This is a genomic window from Bradyrhizobium sp. Mp27, from assembly GCF_029953005.1.
GTDB classification, from domain to species: Bacteria; Pseudomonadota; Alphaproteobacteria; order Rhizobiales; family Xanthobacteraceae; genus Bradyrhizobium; species Bradyrhizobium barranii.
In genome coordinates this window covers 1-18,714 of the sequence record NZ_JASAUS010000147.1, presented here as the reverse complement: position 1 = coordinate 18,714, position 18,714 = coordinate 1, and the positions used below count along the sequence as shown (strand labels likewise).

General features: G+C 58.7%; 16 protein-coding genes and 1 pseudogene. 11 read left to right on the top strand and 6 right to left on the bottom strand.

What is annotated here, in order from left to right; translation table 11 throughout:
- Window positions 1–150 precede the first annotated feature (150 nt).
- The 7 genes and pseudogenes from QJT78_RS41275 to QJT78_RS41245 all read left to right on the top strand — a co-directional run.
- Window positions 151–417, top strand: a pseudogene (locus QJT78_RS41275) (ABC transporter substrate-binding protein); the annotation flags it as partial.
- A gap of 322 nt (window positions 418–739) precedes the next feature.
- The gene (locus QJT78_RS41270) at window positions 740–2,023 is read left to right on the top strand and encodes a tyrosine-type recombinase/integrase (RefSeq protein WP_038942464.1); all 1,284 of its coding nucleotides are present in this window, start codon (window positions 740–742) and stop codon (window positions 2,021–2,023) included.
- A gap of 179 nt (window positions 2,024–2,202) precedes the next feature.
- Window positions 2,203–2,547 carry a hypothetical protein gene (locus QJT78_RS41265; RefSeq protein WP_281460552.1) on the top strand — a complete coding sequence of 115 codons (345 nt, stop codon included), beginning with the start codon at window positions 2,203–2,205 and terminating at the stop codon, window positions 2,545–2,547.
- A gap of 406 nt (window positions 2,548–2,953) precedes the next feature.
- A complete protein-coding gene (locus tag QJT78_RS41260) occupies window positions 2,954–3,403 on the top strand; it encodes a hypothetical protein (RefSeq protein WP_038942461.1) in 450 nt (149 codons plus the stop codon).
- Entirely contained in the window at window positions 3,381–5,915 is a 2,535-nt protein-coding gene (locus QJT78_RS41255; RefSeq protein ID WP_049807486.1) for a primase-helicase family protein, read from the top strand. Before QJT78_RS41260 ends, QJT78_RS41255 begins: the two co-directional genes overlap by 23 nt.
- A 285-nt stretch (window positions 5,916–6,200) precedes the next feature.
- Window positions 6,201–6,878: a hypothetical protein gene (locus QJT78_RS41250; RefSeq protein WP_049807485.1), complete on the top strand. Its 678-nt coding sequence runs from the start codon at window positions 6,201–6,203 to the stop codon at window positions 6,876–6,878.
- 538 nt (window positions 6,879–7,416) lie between these two features.
- Window positions 7,417–7,977, top strand: coding sequence for a recombinase family protein (locus QJT78_RS41245; protein WP_038942456.1), 561 nt, complete (start codon window positions 7,417–7,419; stop codon window positions 7,975–7,977).
- A gap of 502 nt (window positions 7,978–8,479) precedes the next feature.
- Here the strand turns inward: QJT78_RS41245 and QJT78_RS41240 are convergent.
- Complete coding sequence (locus QJT78_RS41240) at window positions 8,480–8,659, bottom strand: hypothetical protein (RefSeq protein ID WP_038942455.1); 180 nt, start codon at window positions 8,657–8,659, stop codon at window positions 8,480–8,482.
- A 491-nt stretch (window positions 8,660–9,150) separates the two neighbouring features.
- On the opposite strand from QJT78_RS41240, the gene QJT78_RS41235 reads away from it, so the two are divergent.
- The 3 genes from QJT78_RS41235 to QJT78_RS41225 are packed head-to-tail and all read left to right on the top strand — an operon-like array spanning window position 9,151 to window position 10,688.
- On the top strand, window positions 9,151–9,393 hold the full coding sequence (locus tag QJT78_RS41235) for a hypothetical protein (protein WP_157790236.1): 243 nt from the start codon (window positions 9,151–9,153) through the stop codon (window positions 9,391–9,393).
- A gap of 2 nt (window positions 9,394–9,395) precedes the next feature.
- Entirely contained in the window at window positions 9,396–10,097 is a 702-nt protein-coding gene (locus QJT78_RS41230) for a hypothetical protein (protein ID WP_038942453.1), read from the top strand.
- 3 nt (window positions 10,098–10,100) lie between these two features.
- On the top strand, window positions 10,101–10,688 hold the full coding sequence (locus tag QJT78_RS41225) for a hypothetical protein (RefSeq protein WP_038942452.1): 588 nt from the start codon (window positions 10,101–10,103) through the stop codon (window positions 10,686–10,688).
- A gap of 58 nt (window positions 10,689–10,746) precedes the next feature.
- Here QJT78_RS41225 and QJT78_RS41220 read toward each other — a convergent pair whose 3' ends face one another.
- The 5 genes from QJT78_RS41220 to QJT78_RS41200 all read right to left on the bottom strand — a co-directional run bounded on the left by QJT78_RS41220 (window position 10,747) and on the right by QJT78_RS41200 (window position 17,687).
- Window positions 10,747–13,074 carry a type I restriction endonuclease subunit R gene (locus QJT78_RS41220; protein WP_038942451.1) on the bottom strand — a complete coding sequence of 776 codons (2,328 nt, stop codon included), beginning with the start codon at window positions 13,072–13,074 and terminating at the stop codon, window positions 10,747–10,749.
- Complete coding sequence (locus tag QJT78_RS41215) at window positions 13,071–14,387, bottom strand: restriction endonuclease subunit S (RefSeq protein ID WP_049807484.1); 1,317 nt, start codon at window positions 14,385–14,387, stop codon at window positions 13,071–13,073. Before QJT78_RS41215 ends, QJT78_RS41220 begins: the two co-directional genes overlap by 4 nt.
- Window positions 14,384–15,865, bottom strand: coding sequence for an N-6 DNA methylase (locus tag QJT78_RS41210; RefSeq protein ID WP_202801339.1), 1,482 nt, complete (start codon window positions 15,863–15,865; stop codon window positions 14,384–14,386). The genes QJT78_RS41215 and QJT78_RS41210 overlap by 4 nt, the downstream gene beginning before the upstream one ends.
- 179 nt (window positions 15,866–16,044) lie before the next feature.
- Window positions 16,045–16,899, bottom strand: a complete 855-nt coding sequence (locus QJT78_RS41205) for a DUF3037 domain-containing protein (protein WP_038942448.1) — start codon at window positions 16,897–16,899, stop codon at window positions 16,045–16,047.
- Window positions 16,896–17,687 carry a HipA family kinase gene (locus QJT78_RS41200; RefSeq protein WP_157790235.1) on the bottom strand — a complete coding sequence of 264 codons (792 nt, stop codon included), beginning with the start codon at window positions 17,685–17,687 and terminating at the stop codon, window positions 16,896–16,898. The genes QJT78_RS41205 and QJT78_RS41200 overlap by 4 nt, the downstream gene beginning before the upstream one ends.
- A gap of 373 nt (window positions 17,688–18,060) precedes the next feature.
- On the opposite strand from QJT78_RS41200, the gene QJT78_RS41195 reads away from it, so the two are divergent.
- Complete coding sequence (locus QJT78_RS41195; RefSeq protein ID WP_281460551.1) at window positions 18,061–18,480, top strand: hypothetical protein; 420 nt, start codon at window positions 18,061–18,063, stop codon at window positions 18,478–18,480.
- The last annotated feature ends 234 nt before the right edge of the window (window positions 18,481–18,714 follow it).

Sequence of the window (18,714 nt, the reverse complement as noted above, 5' to 3'; positions counted from 1 at the left end):
CATGCTCGCGCGACACCCGCTGCCGACAGCCAAGATCGTCCACCAATATGCCGTCCCGTGAGCGAAGCTTACGCGTGAAGAACCGGATGCGGGTAATCCGCTCGTCCGGGTCTGTGAGGGGCGGGGATGGCAACATCCCCGCCTACTCGGCAATCGGGCATGGCTCCGCCGGTCTCGAACAATTGGGGCTTCATCCACGAGCCCAAATTCGACGAGCTGGTGAAGAAGGCGCGCCAGACGTTCGACCCGGCCGCGCGCGACGCCGCACTTGCCGAGCTGCACGCGGCTTCCGTCGACGATGCCGCCTTCCTCTACGTCGCCCACGACGTCGGCCCCCGCGCCATCAGCCCGAAGGTCACGGGCGTCGTGCAGCCGAAGAGCTGGTTCATCGACTTCTCGCTGGTGTCGATGCAGTAGTTCGCGCCACACGCTCAGTGCACCCTTTCCCCTTGTGGGAGAGGGTGGCTTCGCGGCAGCGAAGTCGGGTGAGGGGTCTCGCTCCGCGAGCGACCCTCTCTCTCACTCGATAACGCTGTATCTGCGGATAGATACCCCTCATCCGGCGCGCTGATCGCGCGCCACCTTCTCCCACAAGGGGAGAATTTTGCCTAGACGGAGCCTTCTATCAAGCTCCATCAGGTACACTAAGACTCTGATCCCCTTGCAATTTCCCCGATGCGACTGTACCGGCCCTGATCAGTCTTTACCGCACGATAGTGACACTTCAGGGGACACAGTCATGGCGCGACGCAGGATTCGCAAGGTCAACCATTTCAAGCTCGACACACCGTCAGCGCGACAGGATCTTCCGGTCAGGCGCAAGCCGTACAACGGCCCGCGGCTCGCACGCGGCGTGCTGCTGCAATATCGACGCAACCAGTTCGATGGCAGCTGGGTTTTAAAAACCTGCATCGGTGGCAACAGATACTCAGCCAAGGCGATTGGCCAAGCCGACGACTTCAGCGAGAGCGACGGCAAAAAGATCCTGACCTATGTGCAGGCGCAAGGCGTCGCGCGCAAACTGGTGACCGGTAGCGCCGATGAAGACGGCGAGATCAACACCGGCGCGATGATCACCGTTCGTCAGGCGCTGACCAAATACAAGCTCGACCTGATTTCGCGTCATGCCAGCCCCTACAACGCCACGACCGTGCTCAAGCATCTCCCCGACGCCCTGCTCAACAAGCAGGTGGCGCTGCTGGAATCCAGCGAACTGACGGACTGGCGCAACGGTCTGCTCGACGACGACCTCAAAGCATCATCGATCAACCGCTACTCCAAATCGCTCTGCGCCGCGCTTGAACTGGCGCGAGGCAACGACCCGGCCCGGATCCGCAATCGTGATGCATGGGAGACCGGCCTTGCCCGGTTGCCGAACGCACAGAAGGCCCGCAACGTGGTGCTGCCGGATCACCGCATTCACGTCTTCGTCGCTGCCGCCTATGCCAAGAACCCGCGGCTCGGTCTCTATGTCGACACTCTGGCCGGGACCGGCGCGCGGCCGTCACAGGCGTCGCGCTTGCGTGTCGAGGATCTGCATTATCATCCAACCAAGCCGAAGCTGATGATGCCGAAGGCCGGCAAGGGCGGCGGTCGTACCCGTGCCGAGCGCAAGCATGAACATTTCAGCGTGCCGATCTCGGTGGCGCTGGCCAAGCGACTGAAGGCCGCAGCAGCGGGCCGCGATGACGACGCGCCCCTGTTGCTGCGCACCGACGATCAGGATTGGGGTGATCGGCCGAGCCAGAACTATCGCGACGACGTCCGCGAGATCTTCACGGCGATGGGAGAGGACGCCAGCAAGATGACGCTGTACTGTCTGCGGCACTCATCGATCACGCGCATGATCCTGAAACGACTCCCGCTCAAATTGATTGCCGGCCTGCACAACACCAGCATCAGCGAAGTCGAGCGGACCTACGCCAAGTTCATCACCGAAACCGAGATCGATGCGATGACACGCGCCGGCCTGCTGGACGAACCGGAGCCCGAACCGATGCCGGTGCTCGAAGCGGCCGAATAAAGCTCACGTACAATTAAGTCGCTTTAATCTTGCAAGACGGCCTGCGCGGCAGTCGAAGTCACGGATCTGCCGTGCAGCACAGCGTTTTCAGACCTCGACGAAAAGCGCTCCTTGGTGAAGTCGATTTTTACTTTGCCTGTGTAGGCTTACATAAAGTCAAACGCACAGCGGAGGTCGAGATGGCGCGTCCTGAATTGAGCAAGTCAGGTACAGGAGCGGTCGAACCGAGCGACGACGAGACTCGACTGCCGCCCATGCTCGCGATGTCGATTCAGCAATTTTGTTTTGCGCATAACATCAGCGAGGATTTTTACTACAAGCTGAAGCGGAAAGGCGAAGAGCCGCGCGAAATGAAAGTTGGCCGTCGCACGCTGATCAGCCACGAGGCTGCGACGGAGTGGCGGCGTAGACGCGAGGCTATCGGCGGCGAGATCAAGGGGCCTGCCAAGCAGCCTGCACAGTCAGCGCCAGTCAAGACGAAGCCTGCGCGCGCCACGCGTCGCGCTGAGCACGCCAGTGCCTGACACAGAAGAAACCGGCGCGGGGGCAAACCACGCCGGCTGGGACTACTTCTAAGATGGGGTTCTTCTCGCGCCCCGATCTATAGACCGGATTTCCCCAGCCGACAATCCCGCGACGGTCTCACCACGCAAAGAGTGAGCGCCGTGCCATGCCTGAAGAAATTGCCGGTTACGCAGGTTACTCCGACTGGTTGACCGGATACCTCAACTGCCCGTGCCGCAACACCGCGCCGAATGCTGTCGACTGTCTGCGTGTCAATCTTGTTGACCGCAGGACCGTCAGCGCCAGCTGCCAGCGGCACCGCCGTCACCCGCGCGCCGCTCGGCGCCGGAGGTCGCGTGTCCACCGCGGACGGTCCGCAGATCCTGACAGCGACAGCAGTCCTACCGGCCAGCGGGGGGCACGGCCATGAACGGGCAAACCATCGCCGCCCGTAGCGCGGCCAAGCGAAACCTGCTGATCGCCGCGCTCGATGCCGCGTTCGCGAAAGGGCTGATCGTCTGCGACGACGTTCACCGAAGCTTTCAATTCGAGATCGTCGGCTTGCCCGTGATCGCCATCGTCCGGACCGACGCTGACGAAATTTTCATCTCGGTTGTCGTTGCGCCGACCGCGCTCGGCCGCCGGCTCAATTGCGCGGTGAACGCCAAGATGCGGGCGCCGGTCGGCGCCGCTACGGCCGTCGGCTGGCTCGATAAGCACACCGGGCAATTTCTCGAAATCCGCGGCGGCTTTCACGCAGCGAACCACATCGTGCCGCTGCTCGCGCAAGCGTCGCTGATCACGAAAGAACGCCAAGCGAGCAGTCACCGCTGCAATACGGGGAGGATCGGTCATGCACGGCCAGCCCGCGCCTAACGACAACAATAAGCCGGATGGACTGCCCGCGCCGCTCCAACCGAACCGGGCAGACATCTCCCGGCATCTGTTCGAGCTGTTCTCGCCGGACTTCGTGCAAGCCTTTCCCGACGCGTGGGTCGAAATCGCGTTCGCCGACGCGTCGAGCGACTGGAAGCCAAAAGATGCCCGGCACTTTTCCGCCTTCAGGCTGGACGAGGCTGCCGCCTATGCCGAACGCAAGAACCGGGACGGCTACAACATCTATGTCGGCGTCGCGCTGCGGCAGGGCAAGACTGGTTCGAGCGGCCGGGCCGTCGATACAAATTATTTGGCAAGTCAGTATCTGTGGGTTGATTTCGAACAACCGGGCGACGACACGCGCATCAACGAAATCATGATCGCACACCAGCTCCAGCCGTCGTTGATCGTGGAGACCGGGCACATTCCGAACTTGCGCGCGCATCTGTATTTCAAACTGGCCGATACTGCTAGCGGTGACCAGATCCGGGCCGCCAACGCCGCGCTGAAAACATTGCTCGGCACTGACACTGTTGAGAATTCGTGTCGCGTGCTGCGATTGGCCGGCACGATTTCCACGCCATCACCGGACAAGATCGAGCGCGGATACGTCACCGAACGCGTGACCTTGCACATCCGCAAGGCTGCGCCGGGCTACAGCATCAAGGACTTCGCGGGTACCTCAACAGGACAGCCGTCCGATCCGTTCGAGGCGGTCGCAAGCGAGAACAAGCGCGGCCGTGCCGATAACGAGATCATCGCGCTGCTCGAAACCAGCAAGGCCGGCAAGTGGCATAACAACATCCGCAACGCGATTGCATCGATGGTCGGCAAGGGATGGACCGATCTCGCCATCAGGCTCTCGGTCGCACCATATTGCGACGGCGGAATCTGGGACAAGGATCTCGATCCGCTGATCGATGGCGCCCGCAAGAAGTTCGGCAAGCCCGACGTCGAGCGGGTGGTGCGCGACGACAAAGCGAAGATTAACGAGCTGGCACAGCTGCCGTTGCTGCAATATGACCAGCAGCGCAAGCAGGCCGCCGAGGATCTCGGCATTCGCGTCGGCATGCTCGACCAACTCGTTGACGGTGCCCGTGACCGTCTCGACAAGGCGGACAAGAAGACCCCGGCCATCGATCCCGAGATCGCCAAGATCAACAACGACCACGCATTGGTGCTCGCGGGCGACAAGGTTGCGGTGATGAAGTTCGAAGGCGTGAGCAAGTTCCGGCTGCTCAAGGTCGGTGCTTTCAAGCTGTGGCTTGCCAACGAGAGCGTCAGGATCAGTAAGGATGTCATCCAGCTCGGCGATTACTGGCTCAGTCATCCGCTGCGCCGGCAATATGGCGGTATCGAGTTCGCTCCGGTCGGAGGCCAGCCCGGTTACTTCAATCTGTGGCGCGGGTTCGCGGTCACACCGAAGGCCGGCGATTGTTCCAAGTTCCTGGCGCACATCCGCGACAACGTCGCCTGCGGCAACGACGATCATTATCGATGGATCGTCGGATGGTGGGCTTCGATCTTTCAGCTGCCTCACTTGAAGATGGAGACCGCGTTGGCTCTGCGCGGGGAGCAGGGCACCGGCAAGACCAAGGTCGGCCAGATTTTTGGCTCACTGATCGGGCCTGCGCATTACCTGCTGGTATCGTCACCGCGCTACATCACTGGTCAATTCAACAGTCACATGGCGAGTTTGCTGGTGCTGCACGCGGATGAAGCGTTCTGGGGCGGCGACAAGAAGTCCGAAGGCACGCTGAAGGATCTGGTCTCGGGTCATGACCACATGCTCGAATACAAGGGCATCGATCCGATCTCGGTAAAGAATTTTGTCCGCCTGTTCGTCACCGGCAACGCCGACTGGCTGGTGCCGGCTGGAATGCGCGACCGGCGCTGGGCGATCTTCGACATGGGCGAGGAGCACATGCAGGACCATGCTTACTTTGCCGCCATCGATGACGAGATGAACAATGGCGGGCGAGAGGCGCTGCTGCATTACCTGCTCAACTTCGATCTGTCGCAGGTCGACCTGCGCTCGATCCCGCGGACCGCGACGCTGTTTGATCAGCAGATCGAATCGTTCAGCTCGGAGCAGGCGTGGTGGCTGGACACGCTGATGAGCGGGCAATTGCCGCCAGCTGTTCCCTGCGTCAACGAGATCGGCACCTGCCGGTGCAATGATCTTTATCGCAGTTATGTCCATCACGCGAAGCAGCAAGGTGTCGGCCACCGCTCGATTGAGACGCGCATCGGCATGTTTCTGAAAGACCAGATCGGCGCCGATCTGAGACATACCCGCCCGTTGGTCGGAGACGAACGTCCTCGCTGCTACCGGTTGCCATCGCTGGCCGCGTGCCGCGCCCGCTTCACCAGGAAAATGGGTCAGGACCTTGATTGGGGATCGCCGGACTGGCTGGAGGAAGGATGGCAACACGCCGAACAACCGCACGAGCGCGAAGCGGAATGGGACCCTGATGGGTTCTGGCCGCGCCGCGCCCGCGGCGAGCGGTGACGGCGGCCAACTTATGTTGGACAGAGAGAGAGAGGTTGGTCGCAGGAAGTGCCTGTATTTCCTGTGTCAGTCCAACCTGTCCAACCTGTCCAACCTTAAAAGAGAATTAGTTTTCCAACTGATCCGGACGGGTTCTCTCCCTCCCTGGTTGTCGAGTGCACGCGCGAGGATATGTATCCATTTCTCCGAGAACTAATTTTTTGCAAAAAAGGTCTGTTTGGTTGGACAGGCCGGACAAGGCCAATGATTTAAGGTGCTTAGCGCTGGCCATCCTCTATGACGAGGATGGACTGGCTGGACGGGCTGGCGAAATCCGGGGCGGTGCAGCGGACCCTCTGGACGGCGCGCGAGGTCGGTATAGGCTCCGACCTGCGTTTCTTTACGGAAAAGGGAATCGTTGGAATGCCACGACCGCCCGAGGATTTTGTCTTACCAAACCTGCGCGAACCGATCACAGGCAAGGCGAAGCGGCTCCAAAATCTCGAACCGCACAAAGGCCAAGGCAGACCGAGAGGCGCCACCGCGAAGATCGTGCGCGACCTGAAAGAAGCGCTGGTCGAAAGCGCGATTCAGCACGGGCGTGATGGCAAGGGCAAAGATGGTCTGACCGGTTTTTGCACGCATTTGCTGATCAATCATCCGCGCGTGCACGGCGCGTTGTTGGCAAAACTGCTGCCGTTGCAGGTCAACAGCGACAGCCCGGCCGCGATGGCAATCGGTAGCGTCGTGATCAACTCGATTCCGAGCGGCCATTACCTGTCGCACGAAGATGTTGCGCGCATGGCACAGCCGGGCATCGTCGACCACATTGAACTCGCGCCGCTGAAACGGGTCGAGCCCGAGCCACCGAAACCGATGTCGCGTGTGGAAGAACGTGCCGAGCTGGAAAAGCTGACGGTTGAGGAGCTGATGGCGCTGGCGCGAGCGAGGGGCTTCGACGTTGATGGGCTCACTGACGACTAAGGTTCTCGACCTGATGTTCGGACCGCCCGACCCGGTCGAGCCCGAGCCCGAGCCACCACCGCCAGCACGCAACGCCGAAGCGAAGCCCGGCTCGCAGGCATGGTTTCGTCAGTTGCGACCAGCGGCCCCGGACCCGAACGCGATCTCGATGAACAGCCTCACCAGGACCATCCCAACAGCCAAACCGCCGCGGCAACCCGGTCGGCAAGGCCGGCGCTCGAACGGTCTCTGGGAATGGCCGGGCTAGCCATCGCCATCAAGCAGCGCGGCTCCGTGGCGAGTTCGCCGACCTCGACTGCTGTCCGGGAAGTGCTGGGCATATTCCTAATGGGAAGATGCCCCCTCTGTCCGTCACCGAACACGAGCTGCGCTACCCGGTCGCTGCCGGTCTCGTGACAGCGGCCCAACCCGGTGGGGCTTCCTACGTGGCTCTACCAGCCGATTCGTGCGAAACTTACAATCTTTGCACCGATCCATTGACTGTTGAAATCGCACGGCTTATTTCGTGCGTATGTTAGGTGCGAAAGTGAGGCTCGAAATGACGACCTACGGATACGCCCGTGTCTCGACCGCGGACCAGGACCACGCCAGCCAGATCGCGGCCCTGAAGGCCGCCGGAGCCATCAGGATCTTCGAGGAGAAGGTCTCCGGCAAGGCTCGCGGCAACCGCCCCGAGCTGACCAAGGCGCTCGCGGCACTCAAGACCGGCGACGTTCTCATCGTCACGAGGATCGACCGACTGGCGCGTTCAACGCGCGACTTCCTCAACATCATCCACCAGATGACGGAGGTCGGCGCCAGCTTCAAATCACTGCGCGAGGTTTGGGCCGATACCACCACGCCACACGGCCGTCTGATGCTGACCGTGCTGGCCGGCATTGCCGAGTTCGAGCGCGAGCTGATCGTTGAGAGGACATCGGAAGGTCGCACCAAAGCACTGTCTGAGGGTAAGCGGTTCGGTCGGCCGACGCGTCTCAGCGGTCACCAGCAAGAGGAAGCGATCAAGCGTCACGCTGACGGCGAGAGCGTCGTCGATCTCGCGCGTTCCTACGGAGTCCATCACTCGACGATCTCCCGGTTGGTCTCGACCTCGACATAGGGGGGCGGTCTCCACCTCCGGCCCCCTCGATCATGCGGGGCGGTACCGACCATAAACACTGGCCATCGACCCTTCGCAACCTAAAATAGATCAAAAAATAGCGCGCCACCTCAAGGTAAGTCCGGAATCCCGCCAGATATTTTCTGAATGGCGCGGCTTCGTGAACAAGCCAAGTCGCTTCCCCAATTATCGAGCGAGATCATGCAATCCGCAAAGCCGGTAAAGCCGTGACCGGCCTGCACATCAAGAGTGGCTAAATCGCCGGCCTGAAGCCGCCGAAGCAGCACCCGTAAATTTCCCAACCGGCACAATCTGCATAGACGCCAAAGCTAATCGAGCGTAGGCTTCTCGCTCTTAGATTGTGGAGGGTGGACCATGGTCGAGCGACTTATACAGGCTGGCATTGTCGCCGTGGGCGCCGTGAACGTTGGCCTCTTTGCCTGGCTGATCCTGACGATTTGAGGCGGCGCCCATCCGCCTCTAAAACAGCACCGGGCGTGTTTTAAGCCCGTCCACTCCGTGCGTGCACGATGATCTTGATCTTCTCGTCGGTTGCCTTGGCCAGCACCGCCCCGAAGGTCCGGTCAAGTTCTTTGGCGATCAGCGTGAGTGGCATGGTGGTCGCCAGCGACCTGAGCTTCTCCACCTCTTCCTCAGTCCATCCCTCTTTCCACCGTGGCATTGGTCGCGAGAATCCCCTCAGGCACCCGAAATTGCGTGCCCCACTATGATTGAAAGCCCTCTCAGCTGCATCGGTTCCAGTGATTTCACGAGCGGCAATAGGCTTTCCGTTTTCGGTACGCCGGATGGCACAATCTGCACATGCAAATGATGGTAATACAGCTTATTATTGCTATCGCCTCCGCTGCCCTAGCTACCTTAATCGAGCGACGGAGATGCGACGGCTCCGGCGCTCTTTGAGACCCCAGCCAGCCCCAGCCCAGCGCCGGGGCCGTTCTTTTAGAATTCCACGCTTGGGAATTTTGGTCGCTCCTGCGAACCCGCGCTTGGATCGGTCGTTGCAAACTCGATCCTCGCCACGAGGCATCGGCTTGTCGATTCCCGAAAGGTGATATGTTGGCCGCATCGCTGGTTCGCGGAGCCAGCCTTCACGCCCGCAACAACGGAGGGGTGATGACGATGCGCAGGCAAGACATCCACGCAGGCATGAGAATGACCAGCGCCGGCGGCCGGGTCGAAGATCCGCGGCGCGCCCGGATTGCGAAAGGCGTCTTCCTCCAAGGCGCACCTATTCCACTCGGACAGAAATATCCGCTGATGACCGAGCAGCTCAAAGTCGCCGGGCCGCTCGCGGGACCGGCATTCGAACACGAGAACGCCGAGATCAAGGAGCTGACTCGCCGGCTGCGGGCGGTCCGCGAGCAGCTCGACGAGGCGACTCGGAAACGGAAATAACGATGATGCGCGGCGCCGCATTGAAAGCCGAGTACGCTCGCCTGATGCAGCTGCATCGCTGCCGGCCGATCTCGCGCGAGCCGTTGGCTCTGTTCGAAGCCACCTCCGGCCCGGTCGTCGTCGAAGGCGTCTGCTCATCGAGCGCCATCGATGCCGAGCGGATGTCGTTCAAGGCAGATTCCTTGAGCTGGAGCGCGCTCGACACCATCCCGCTGCTGCTGCGACATGCCGGCGAGAGCGTCGGCAAGATCCTGCGGCTCGACTATGTTGATGGGGAGCTCCAGGTCGGGGCGAAGGTCGACGATCTGCTGGCCGCACAGATGCCGGCATTCTCGATTGCGGCGACCGTGCTCGCGGCCGAGACCATCAGCGCCGACAGCCCGGCCGGTTTTCACTTCACGATCCACCGCGCCGTGATCGACGAAGTCAGCCTGACCGACAAGCCGAGCAATCCGAAAGCGTTGATCGTCTCGCGCCGCGATTTGCAGTCGGCCGATCAGTCCTATGACGACCTGATCGCGTCGATCAATCGATTCCGTGGCGGCCTGGAGGCCTTCATCGCCACCACGATCAAGGCGTCGGAGCCGGCGCCGCTCGCGCTGGGGCCAGCGCCGGCCCATATCATCGGACGGTTACCGATTGCCGCGATGCGACCGCGGCCGACGCAATTCAGCGCGATGGTCGCGCGACTGCCGAGAGGATGAACCATGGCACTGTTCAAGAAGACTGAAGCTCCACCGCTGCGGGTGACCGGCACCGCGGCGTTGCGCCGGCTGTTGGAATCGCGCAGCCGCAGGCGCGCGCTCGGTAGCATCGCCAACGATATCAACGACAGCATCGCCGCGGCCAGCAAATCCGCCGCCAGCGTCGACATGGCGCGTCGCCTTGCCGGCGATGCCAGCGACAGCAACGCCACCACCGCCCTTGCGCGCAAGCTCGCCGACATGGTCGGCGATACCCGCGCGGTCGTCGTCACGGGAGCGATGCTTGAAGACTTCCTGAAAGGCGATGACCTGCCGGCGCTGATCAAGGCGGAGCTTGCGGCGCTGTTCTATCCGGCGGGCTCTGTCGGCTTCGATGCCGAGCAGGACAAGCTGACCGACAACGCGCCGCCCCCGAAGCTGATGTACACCGCTGTGCCGCCGGGCTTCGTCAATCCGAATCCGGCGATCCGGCAGGCCCAGGAAGCGCTGCGCGCGGCCCAGGCCGCGGCCAATCCGCCGCGCCCGATGATGCCGAATACTGGCACGACAAAGTCGGGCCGCATCCCCGCGCGCGCAGGCTTTGCGACTTAAAGAAGTCTGGGGCATCCTTCAGCGAGCAGGCAATGTGGGACGCGGACTCCGCGCCCATCTAGCCTCGTTCAGAATAAAGATACTGTTGAAACCCGACGAAGGCATCGCGCACTGCTGAGGCACTCCCCAATTGAACCAACGCATCGTCTACAGTGTGATATTTCAACTGGAGCAGTGACGCGAGCTTTTCCTGATCGAGTTCATCTACGCCCTGCTTCACGTACTGTCCGAGGACGAAATCGAGAAACGCCTGAAGCTTGCTTTCATAATGAGAGAGGATTTGGTTGCGCCTCGCTTCTACCCGCTCGGAACGCGCAATCGGAGCAAGTGAAAATGCGATATAGGCCAACACGTCATATACGTCGCTGTTTTCCGCGTTGACGATGCGGCTAATTTCGGTCAGTTGTGCGCAGCCAAAGCCCTTCTCGGTCATTCCATCAAGCAACGCTTTGCGCGTATCAGGCTTGCTCCAAATTTGCCGCAGCTCGTCTTCATCCTTGAAGAAGCGTGGAATTTCTCCAAACAGCCTTTCCACCATTTGGGTAGCCGAGATCGGTTTGCCGTCGGGGCTCCAGTAGGTGGTTGCTATCATATTTTGGATAGTGCGCTCTTTACCATCCGCCAGCTTTATCTTAATTTTCTTTGGTCGCTCAGTTGAACCATCGCCTTCGCCTTCACTCGTATCAGCACCGGCCTCTGCGGACTTTTTCGATTTAGCTTCCGTTGCCTCAACCGGTTCGGGTTCGCCGTCCCATTCGGGATCATTGAAATGCTCATAGGCTTTCACAAAATCATAGATTGTGAAGTAGTCCTTCCCGTCGAATAGCCGCGTGCCGCGCCCGATGATTTGCTTGAACTCGATCATGGTGCCTATCGGACGCATCAGAACGATGTTGCGCACGTTGCGGGCGTCAACGCCGGTTGATAGCTTTTGCGAACTTGTCAGGATTGTCGGGATCGTCTTGTCGTTGTTCTGAAATGTCCGCAGCCATTGGTCGCCACGTTCACCATCGTCAGCCGCAACACGCACGCAATAATCTGGATGACTGCTTGTCTTTAGCTGGTTGATGATGTCGCGTACCAGTAGGGCATGGGCCTGAGTTGCGCAGAACACCAACGTCTTCTCGCGCTGATCAATCTGATCCATAAACAGCTTAACGCGATAGCGCTCGCGCTCTTCAATCTCGATGGTGCGGTTGAACTCCGGCTCTCGGTAGCGCTTACCTTCCTCTGCCTCTCCTTCGATAATCTTGTCGTCAGTCACATAGACATAATCATCAAGCGTCGTGGCGATCTGCTTCACCTTGAAGGGAGTTAGGAACCCGTCGTTGATGCCTTCCTTCAGCGAATACACATAAAGCGCTTCGCCGAAATAGGCGTAGGTGTCTACGTTGTCGCGCCGCTTCGGTGTTGCGGTCAGGCCAAGTTGAACGGCCGGTTCGAAATAGTCGAGAATGTCGCGCCAGTTACTTTCGTCGTTTGCGCCGCCGCGGTGGCACTCATCGATGATGATAAAATCAAAAAAGTCATTCGGATACTCACCGAAATACGGCGCGGGTTTACCGTCCGCATCCGTGCCGCTCATGAACGTCTGGAAGATCGTGAAGAAGATGCTAGCGTTTTTGGGGACACTACCTTTCTTCGCGATTTCGTCCGGTCGAATTCGGAGCATCGCCTTTTCTTCGAACGCGGCGAATGAGGTGAAATCGTTATAAGCCTGATTGGCTAGATTATTGCGATCCGCCAGAAACAGTATGCGCGGTCGCCGAGTTGGTTCACCACTGAGATTCCAACGCGTTTGAAACAGGCGCCAGGATATTTGAAAAGCGATTGATGTCTTGCCAGTGCCGGTGGCGAGCGTCAGAAGAATGCGCTTGCGGCCCGCCGCAATGGCCTCCAGGGCATTCTCTACCGCGTTCTGCTGATAGTAGCGGATCGACCAACTTCCGCTCTTGTCGGGAAATGGGATGGAAGAGAATCGGTCCCGCCATTCATTCGGCGCGGCGAACGTCTGATCCCACAGTTCGTCCGGCGTGGGATACCTATCAACATATCCCTCCGCTCCAGTCTTCACGTCGATTTGGTAAATGCGTCGTCCGTTCGTAGAATAGGCGAAGCGGGCCTGTAACTTTTGGGCATGTACCTTGGCTTGACCCACGCCTTCGGTATCGGGCTTGTCACGCGCCTTGGCCTCAATCACCGCCAGTTTGTGATTGCGAAAGGTGAGAACGTAATCAGCAACGTCACTTTTGCCCCGATGCCCGGCGCCTTCAATGCGGCCCGGGCAGATAACTTCCAGACGCATTCGACTATCGGGGACGACACCCCATCCCACCGACCGCAGCGCCGGGTCGATCAGTTCAGCGCGGGTCTCGGCCTCATTCACTCGGCAGCCTCTTGGGTTGCCAGCGACGACGGCGAAGTCAATGCGCCGGAGAACGCCATTTGAAATAGGGATCTCTTAATCGAAGCCAGCTCCGCAAGCTTACGCTCATACAGTTTTTCGAGGCGGCGGGTGTCAGCGGAGATCGCGTCCAGCCTCCTTACGATTTCACGTTGCTCGGCGATTGGCGGAAGGGGTATCGGAAACCTTCTAATATCTCGGATATTGAGGTGGGGCGAAGCCGCGCCGCCGACGAGGTGCTTAACCTCGGAGAGGATCAATGTAGAATTTAGAACGCCGACAAAATATTCCGGCAGGACTATGCTGATGTCCATGCGGAAAAGCATCATGCGCTGGCCAAGACAAGCCTTCAATCCCGCAGGGATGAGGCATGCAATCCCAAGAATGCCCCCCTCGCGACTGTAAACAACGTCACCGGGAAGCGGCTTCAACCGCATGATTCGGTCATCGTAAGTTCCCTGAGAAACGAAGCGTACGAACTCTAGGTCGAGAAAACCTGGCCTAAAGTTTGTCGTTCGAAGGCAGAGTTCTCCTGACTTGGTCCATTTAGGAGTTTTATGGGGGCAGTCGACAATGTGAGTGGAGAGCTGCTCAGGCGATGCTAAAGTCCAACCGCTAGGCAGCTCGACTGGTTTCGCGGCAATCGGGGCATCCGGCTCCTTGTACGAGCCAGTTCCCTCCCAGTCTCGGCGACGTTGAGTTAGCGCGGTGTCTAAGCGCAGAGATGCACTTTCGATTTCTGAATGAGAAGCTCGCCAAGCTTGGGTCAGATTTCCAGCAATAGCCGCATTGGTGGAAGCTTCGCGCAATTCGCGTGCATTCTTCAGATTTTGCTCGGCATTAGCGACCGCGGCTGCCAATCGCGTAAATGCCTCGCCCAGTGTGGCAACGATACGCTGTTGTTCGGATAGCGGAGGAACGCGAACCGTCTTCGAATAAACTTCGTTTCGATTGATCCCGGGCTTAATGCCTTTGGCCAGCTTCGTAAGTTCTTGCTGTGACAATAGATGATAGAGAAACTGCAAATCGTATTTCGTGTCGTCGAACGTAACATAATAGGTTACATCAAGCGGCCAGAATTTGTCTTCGGTGAGAGTGATTTCTCCAGCTGAACCTTTCCTGCCAACAATGATCGAAGGCTTTTCTACGTAAAAACTGTTTGAGCGATCTTTGATCCCGTTCGCTCCGTAGACGGCATACTTGCCGTTAGCGTTGCGTGACGACGAAGGAAGCGGCTTGCCGTACTCAAGCGTCAGGATATCGCCTATGCTTTTTTCTTGCCAACCCGCTCTCACAGCATGCTCCCGATGCCTGCGAGGATCTTCGCGCTTTCGGCGTCCAGCGCCATCATCTCGGCTATAATGTCCTTTGGATCGCGTAACTCGTTTTCGTCGGGCCTATTGGGATGCTTCACCGAGAGGACATAGGTCGTCTTGTCAATGGTCTTTGCATCGACGGTCCACGAATTATCGCTATCCTTGAATTTGTCCTGCAACGCAACGAACTCTTTGAGGTCGTCATCGTTGAGTGGATTGGTCTTGCCGAGATTGCGGCCGGGAGCGAGTTTGTAAAACCAAACTCTGCGTGTGGGCGCGCCTTTCTCGAAGAATAGCACAACGGTCTTGACGCCTGCGCCCAAAAACGTGCCGCCCGGCATGTCGAGTATGGTGTGCAGGTTGCAGCCTTCCAACAGCTCCTTGCGGAGAGCAACCGAGGCGTTGTCGCTATTCGACAGGAAGGTGTTCTTGATCACGATGGCCGCGCGGCCACCGGCCTTTAGCGACTTGATGAAATGCTGAAGGAACAGGAACGCGGTTTCGCCGGTCTTTATCGGGAAGTTCTGTTGAACCTCCGGGCGCTCCTTGCCTCCGAACGGCGGATTAGCCAGCACGATGTCGAACCGGTCCTTCTCCTGAATGTCGTTGATATTCTCGGCGAGGGTGTTGGTGTGGAGAACGTTCGGCGCCTCGATGCCGTGCAGGATCATGTTCATGATTGCGATGACATAGGCGAGGCTCTTCTTCTCCTTACCGAAGAATGTCTTCTCCTGAAGGGTCTTCAGATCCTTGGTCGAAAGGTCCGGCTTGGCGCGCAGGTAGTCATGGGCCTCGCACAGGAAGCCAGCCGAGCCGCACGCACCGTCATAGATACGCTGGCCGATTTCCGGTCTCACCACCTTTATCATGGCGCGGATCAGCGGACGGGGCGTGTAATACTCGCCGCCATTCCGGCCCGCATTGCCCATGTTTTTGAGCTTGGCTTCGTAGATATGCGACAGCTCGTGCTTCTGGTCTTGCGAACGAAAGCTCAGCCCATCCATCAGTTCGAGCGCGTCGCGCAGTGAGTAACCACTTTGAAAGCGGTTCTTTATCTCGCCAAAAATTTCACCAATTTTGTATTCAACCGTATTGGAGCCTTCGGCGCGCGTCCTGAAGTTTTGCAGATATGGAAACAGATCCCGATTGACGTAGTCGATAAGATCGTCGCCGGTTAGCGCCCTGTCGTGATCGAAGGTGCCATCGCGCTTCTTGGGTGCGGCCCAAACCGACCAGCGGTGCTGCTTGTCAATGATATAAGCGTATTTCTTGCCCTGAAGCTCGGCCTTCTGTTCGTTGGCCCGCTCAAGGTCATCAAGGTACTTGAGAAACAAGATCCACGACGTTTGCTCGGTGTAGTCTAGCTCGGTCGCGCACCCGGCCTCCTTCCACAAGACGTCGTCGATGTTCTTGAAGGTCTGTTCGAACAAGATTTCTGCTCCCCCGACGATGGTCATGCATCATATGCAATCGACCGGCTTACCGCCATTGGGTACACCGGGACCGAGGCGGAGCAAAACCGGATTTTCTTACAACACTAATGGGATGCGCGATCATTGGTGGCGGGCCAAAGAGCCGCCTTGGCCTCTGGTTGCAACACGGACCTCGTGCAGAGTCCCCACCGAGGACCGCGGCGCTAAGGCAGATCGTGCGAGTGAGCGCGTACCTCATCCTCAAGTTCAGACACGAGGTCATCGATCTGTGCTTCGCGATATATTCTCGGCTGGGAAGGTGAGTGGCCAAGTATAGCGACCGCGTTCTCATATGCCGAAAGCAGTTTCGGATCTGTCGGTGCACCCAAAATAAAATTCAATTTCAGGTTCGGATCGCTTTTGCCCTCGAACACCGCGTCGAGATGACCACGCCAGCGACGCGCCTTGTCCTTGATGCCATCGGCGTCGGCTAGATCGAGCGACAGTGCTTCATAGGCATGCCAGGCGCCGTTCTTCCAGGCATGCTTGAACTCGATCTGATCGGTCGCGCCGACAACTGTTTTCTCTTCGAACGGCACGCTGATCTTGCGCTCGGCGATCTTTTCACGGACTGGCCGCCACACGTCTTCATCAGAGCGCCGGGCTAACGATTGATGGTCATATCGGGTCACCATTCGCTGATAGACGCGATCAAATGATTTGTCGAAGTCGTCCGTCAAGCCGGTTGACACTTGTGACCACTGCAGCGAGCTGTCATCGATTGGCACTGCCAAGTGAGCAAAAGACTTCGCGTCAACGAACTGCTTGAGCATGCCATCGGACTGGAATTGTTTCTCGACCTTGCCCAAAGCCCTGGTCACTGACTTCATGGCAGCAACGAACGCCGTTCGATCCAAGTCAGGGAACGTTGCTTTCAGTCTCCTGATCGAGGTTCGCGTTTTGCTTTTCACTCGCTGCGTGTCGGGTGCATGCATGACCAGGCCGACGTTCACGAATTCACCCGTGACGACATCGTGCACATACCGAAGAATGACGTAGCCATAGGCCATTTTTTTCATGTCAGCACCCGTGATATCTCTTGCAGACATCCGTCGATATTGTCTCGTGCATCCTTGATCAGCGAGAGCGCTGCGTCGAGGGGACCCTGGTTGCCGCTCCAGTCTGGCGGAATGGCCGCCCGGTACTCTTCCATCCGTTGGTCCGAGATATTGGTCCAGGAAATCTTAATGCTCTCGAAATCGATAGCACGGCCCAACAAACTTGGGCGAAAAATGTGCCGTCCTGGCACTTCAAAATTCTGCAATCCGCCTAGCGCCCAGGGCGGCTTCCAGAACATCATAAGCTTGTGCATGAAGGCCTGTTCGTGGTCGAAAATCAGGATCTTTTCGCCATTAACCAAGCAATTCGGGTTGTGCTCCTGGCGGTCGAAATTCTGAATAAGCGCATCAAACGTGAAGATTGCCGCGGCGGTCAGCAGCATTGATTCGGTCACCTGGGTACCAGAGTTCCAGACCGAATATTGCCCGGTTAAGAGTTTTGATCCGAACGCCAGCCGGCAGCTGCCTGCGACCTTGGCGCGGATGGAGGGGTCTGGAATGGTATCGATCCACTCCGGCGATGCCTCGACAATCATCGGCTCGGCAACGGGCAGGTTCAGGTCGGCGGCGAGACAGACCGCGATCACCTCGCGGGCCAGGTTCACTTCCTTTTCCTCGCACGCTCCGGAGAATTTGGCGACCAGCTCGACTTCGGAGCCATCCTGCCGTTCGCACAGCAACATCAACGGTTCGGTTTTTCCCTTGCTGGTTGGCTTAAGAAACGAGATGGGTGAGACCAACGAAAGCAATGAACTTCTCCGAAAGCTACATCGCCGCTGGGCTGGTGCCGGCGTTGCGAAATCCGCTGAGTCGAACGGTTGTTTGATCTGTGTGGAACAACCGCGCGAGCTGCGCAAGCGCGACTAAAGACGAGACGGAATGATCCTTGGTGATTTTCCCATTCGACCGAGACGGAGGGCCTGGTTTCTAAGCATCGTTTGTGCCGCGCCGGCCGCAGCGAGCAATGGATCAAGGTCAAGAATCGAAGCCATCCGGCATTCAGCCGGGTGATGGAGGCGATTGGTTAGCTTCTCAGAAGGAGGAGGGATAACTCCCCTGAGGGCTGGACCGTCAACATTCGGGCTGACAAGCTGACAAGGGTTTGAGCTTTGGGGGTATGGGGTGAAAGAAGCGGCAATAGACCATAAAGTTGCCTCTGTGCGCTGTGGCGGGCGTTTTGTCGTGGCGCTGGCCGCGCTGTGCGCCGCCAGCACGGCCTCCGCTCAGGAGCATAAGACCTATCGATGCAAGGTTACAGACGTTGTGACGCTTGCCGAGGATGGCCGCCTTCGGGGCGATGATAACCCGAAGGACTTAATGCGCCAGCTTTACGACGGCGCGATCATCGATACGCTTACTGGTGCGGTGACAAATCGAGATGGCTCGCGGAGCGTTTGGAAAATAGTCAAAAAAGGTAGTGGCGCAAACGACTACATCCTAATTCCAGATGCGATCATGCTAGCCCGTCTTATTCGTAAGAGGCGCCCGAGAGGCTGGCGAGCGTGGTGTAAAGCGCTGATACGGCGTAGGATTCGGTTTTGAAGCCAACGCCATCACCTCCAACCGCGAACGCCACGCCCGCCATGACCGACGATACGATTCCGCCCTTCTCGTTTCCAGCCATTCACGCCAAGAAAGTCACAGCTGCCTTCGATGGTGGACGCATAGCCCGTCTTATTCGCGAGAGGGCGCCTGAGAGGCTGGCGAGCGTGGTGTAAAGCGCTGATGCGGCGTAGGATTCGGTTGCGAAGCCACCCCATCACCTTCAACCGCGAA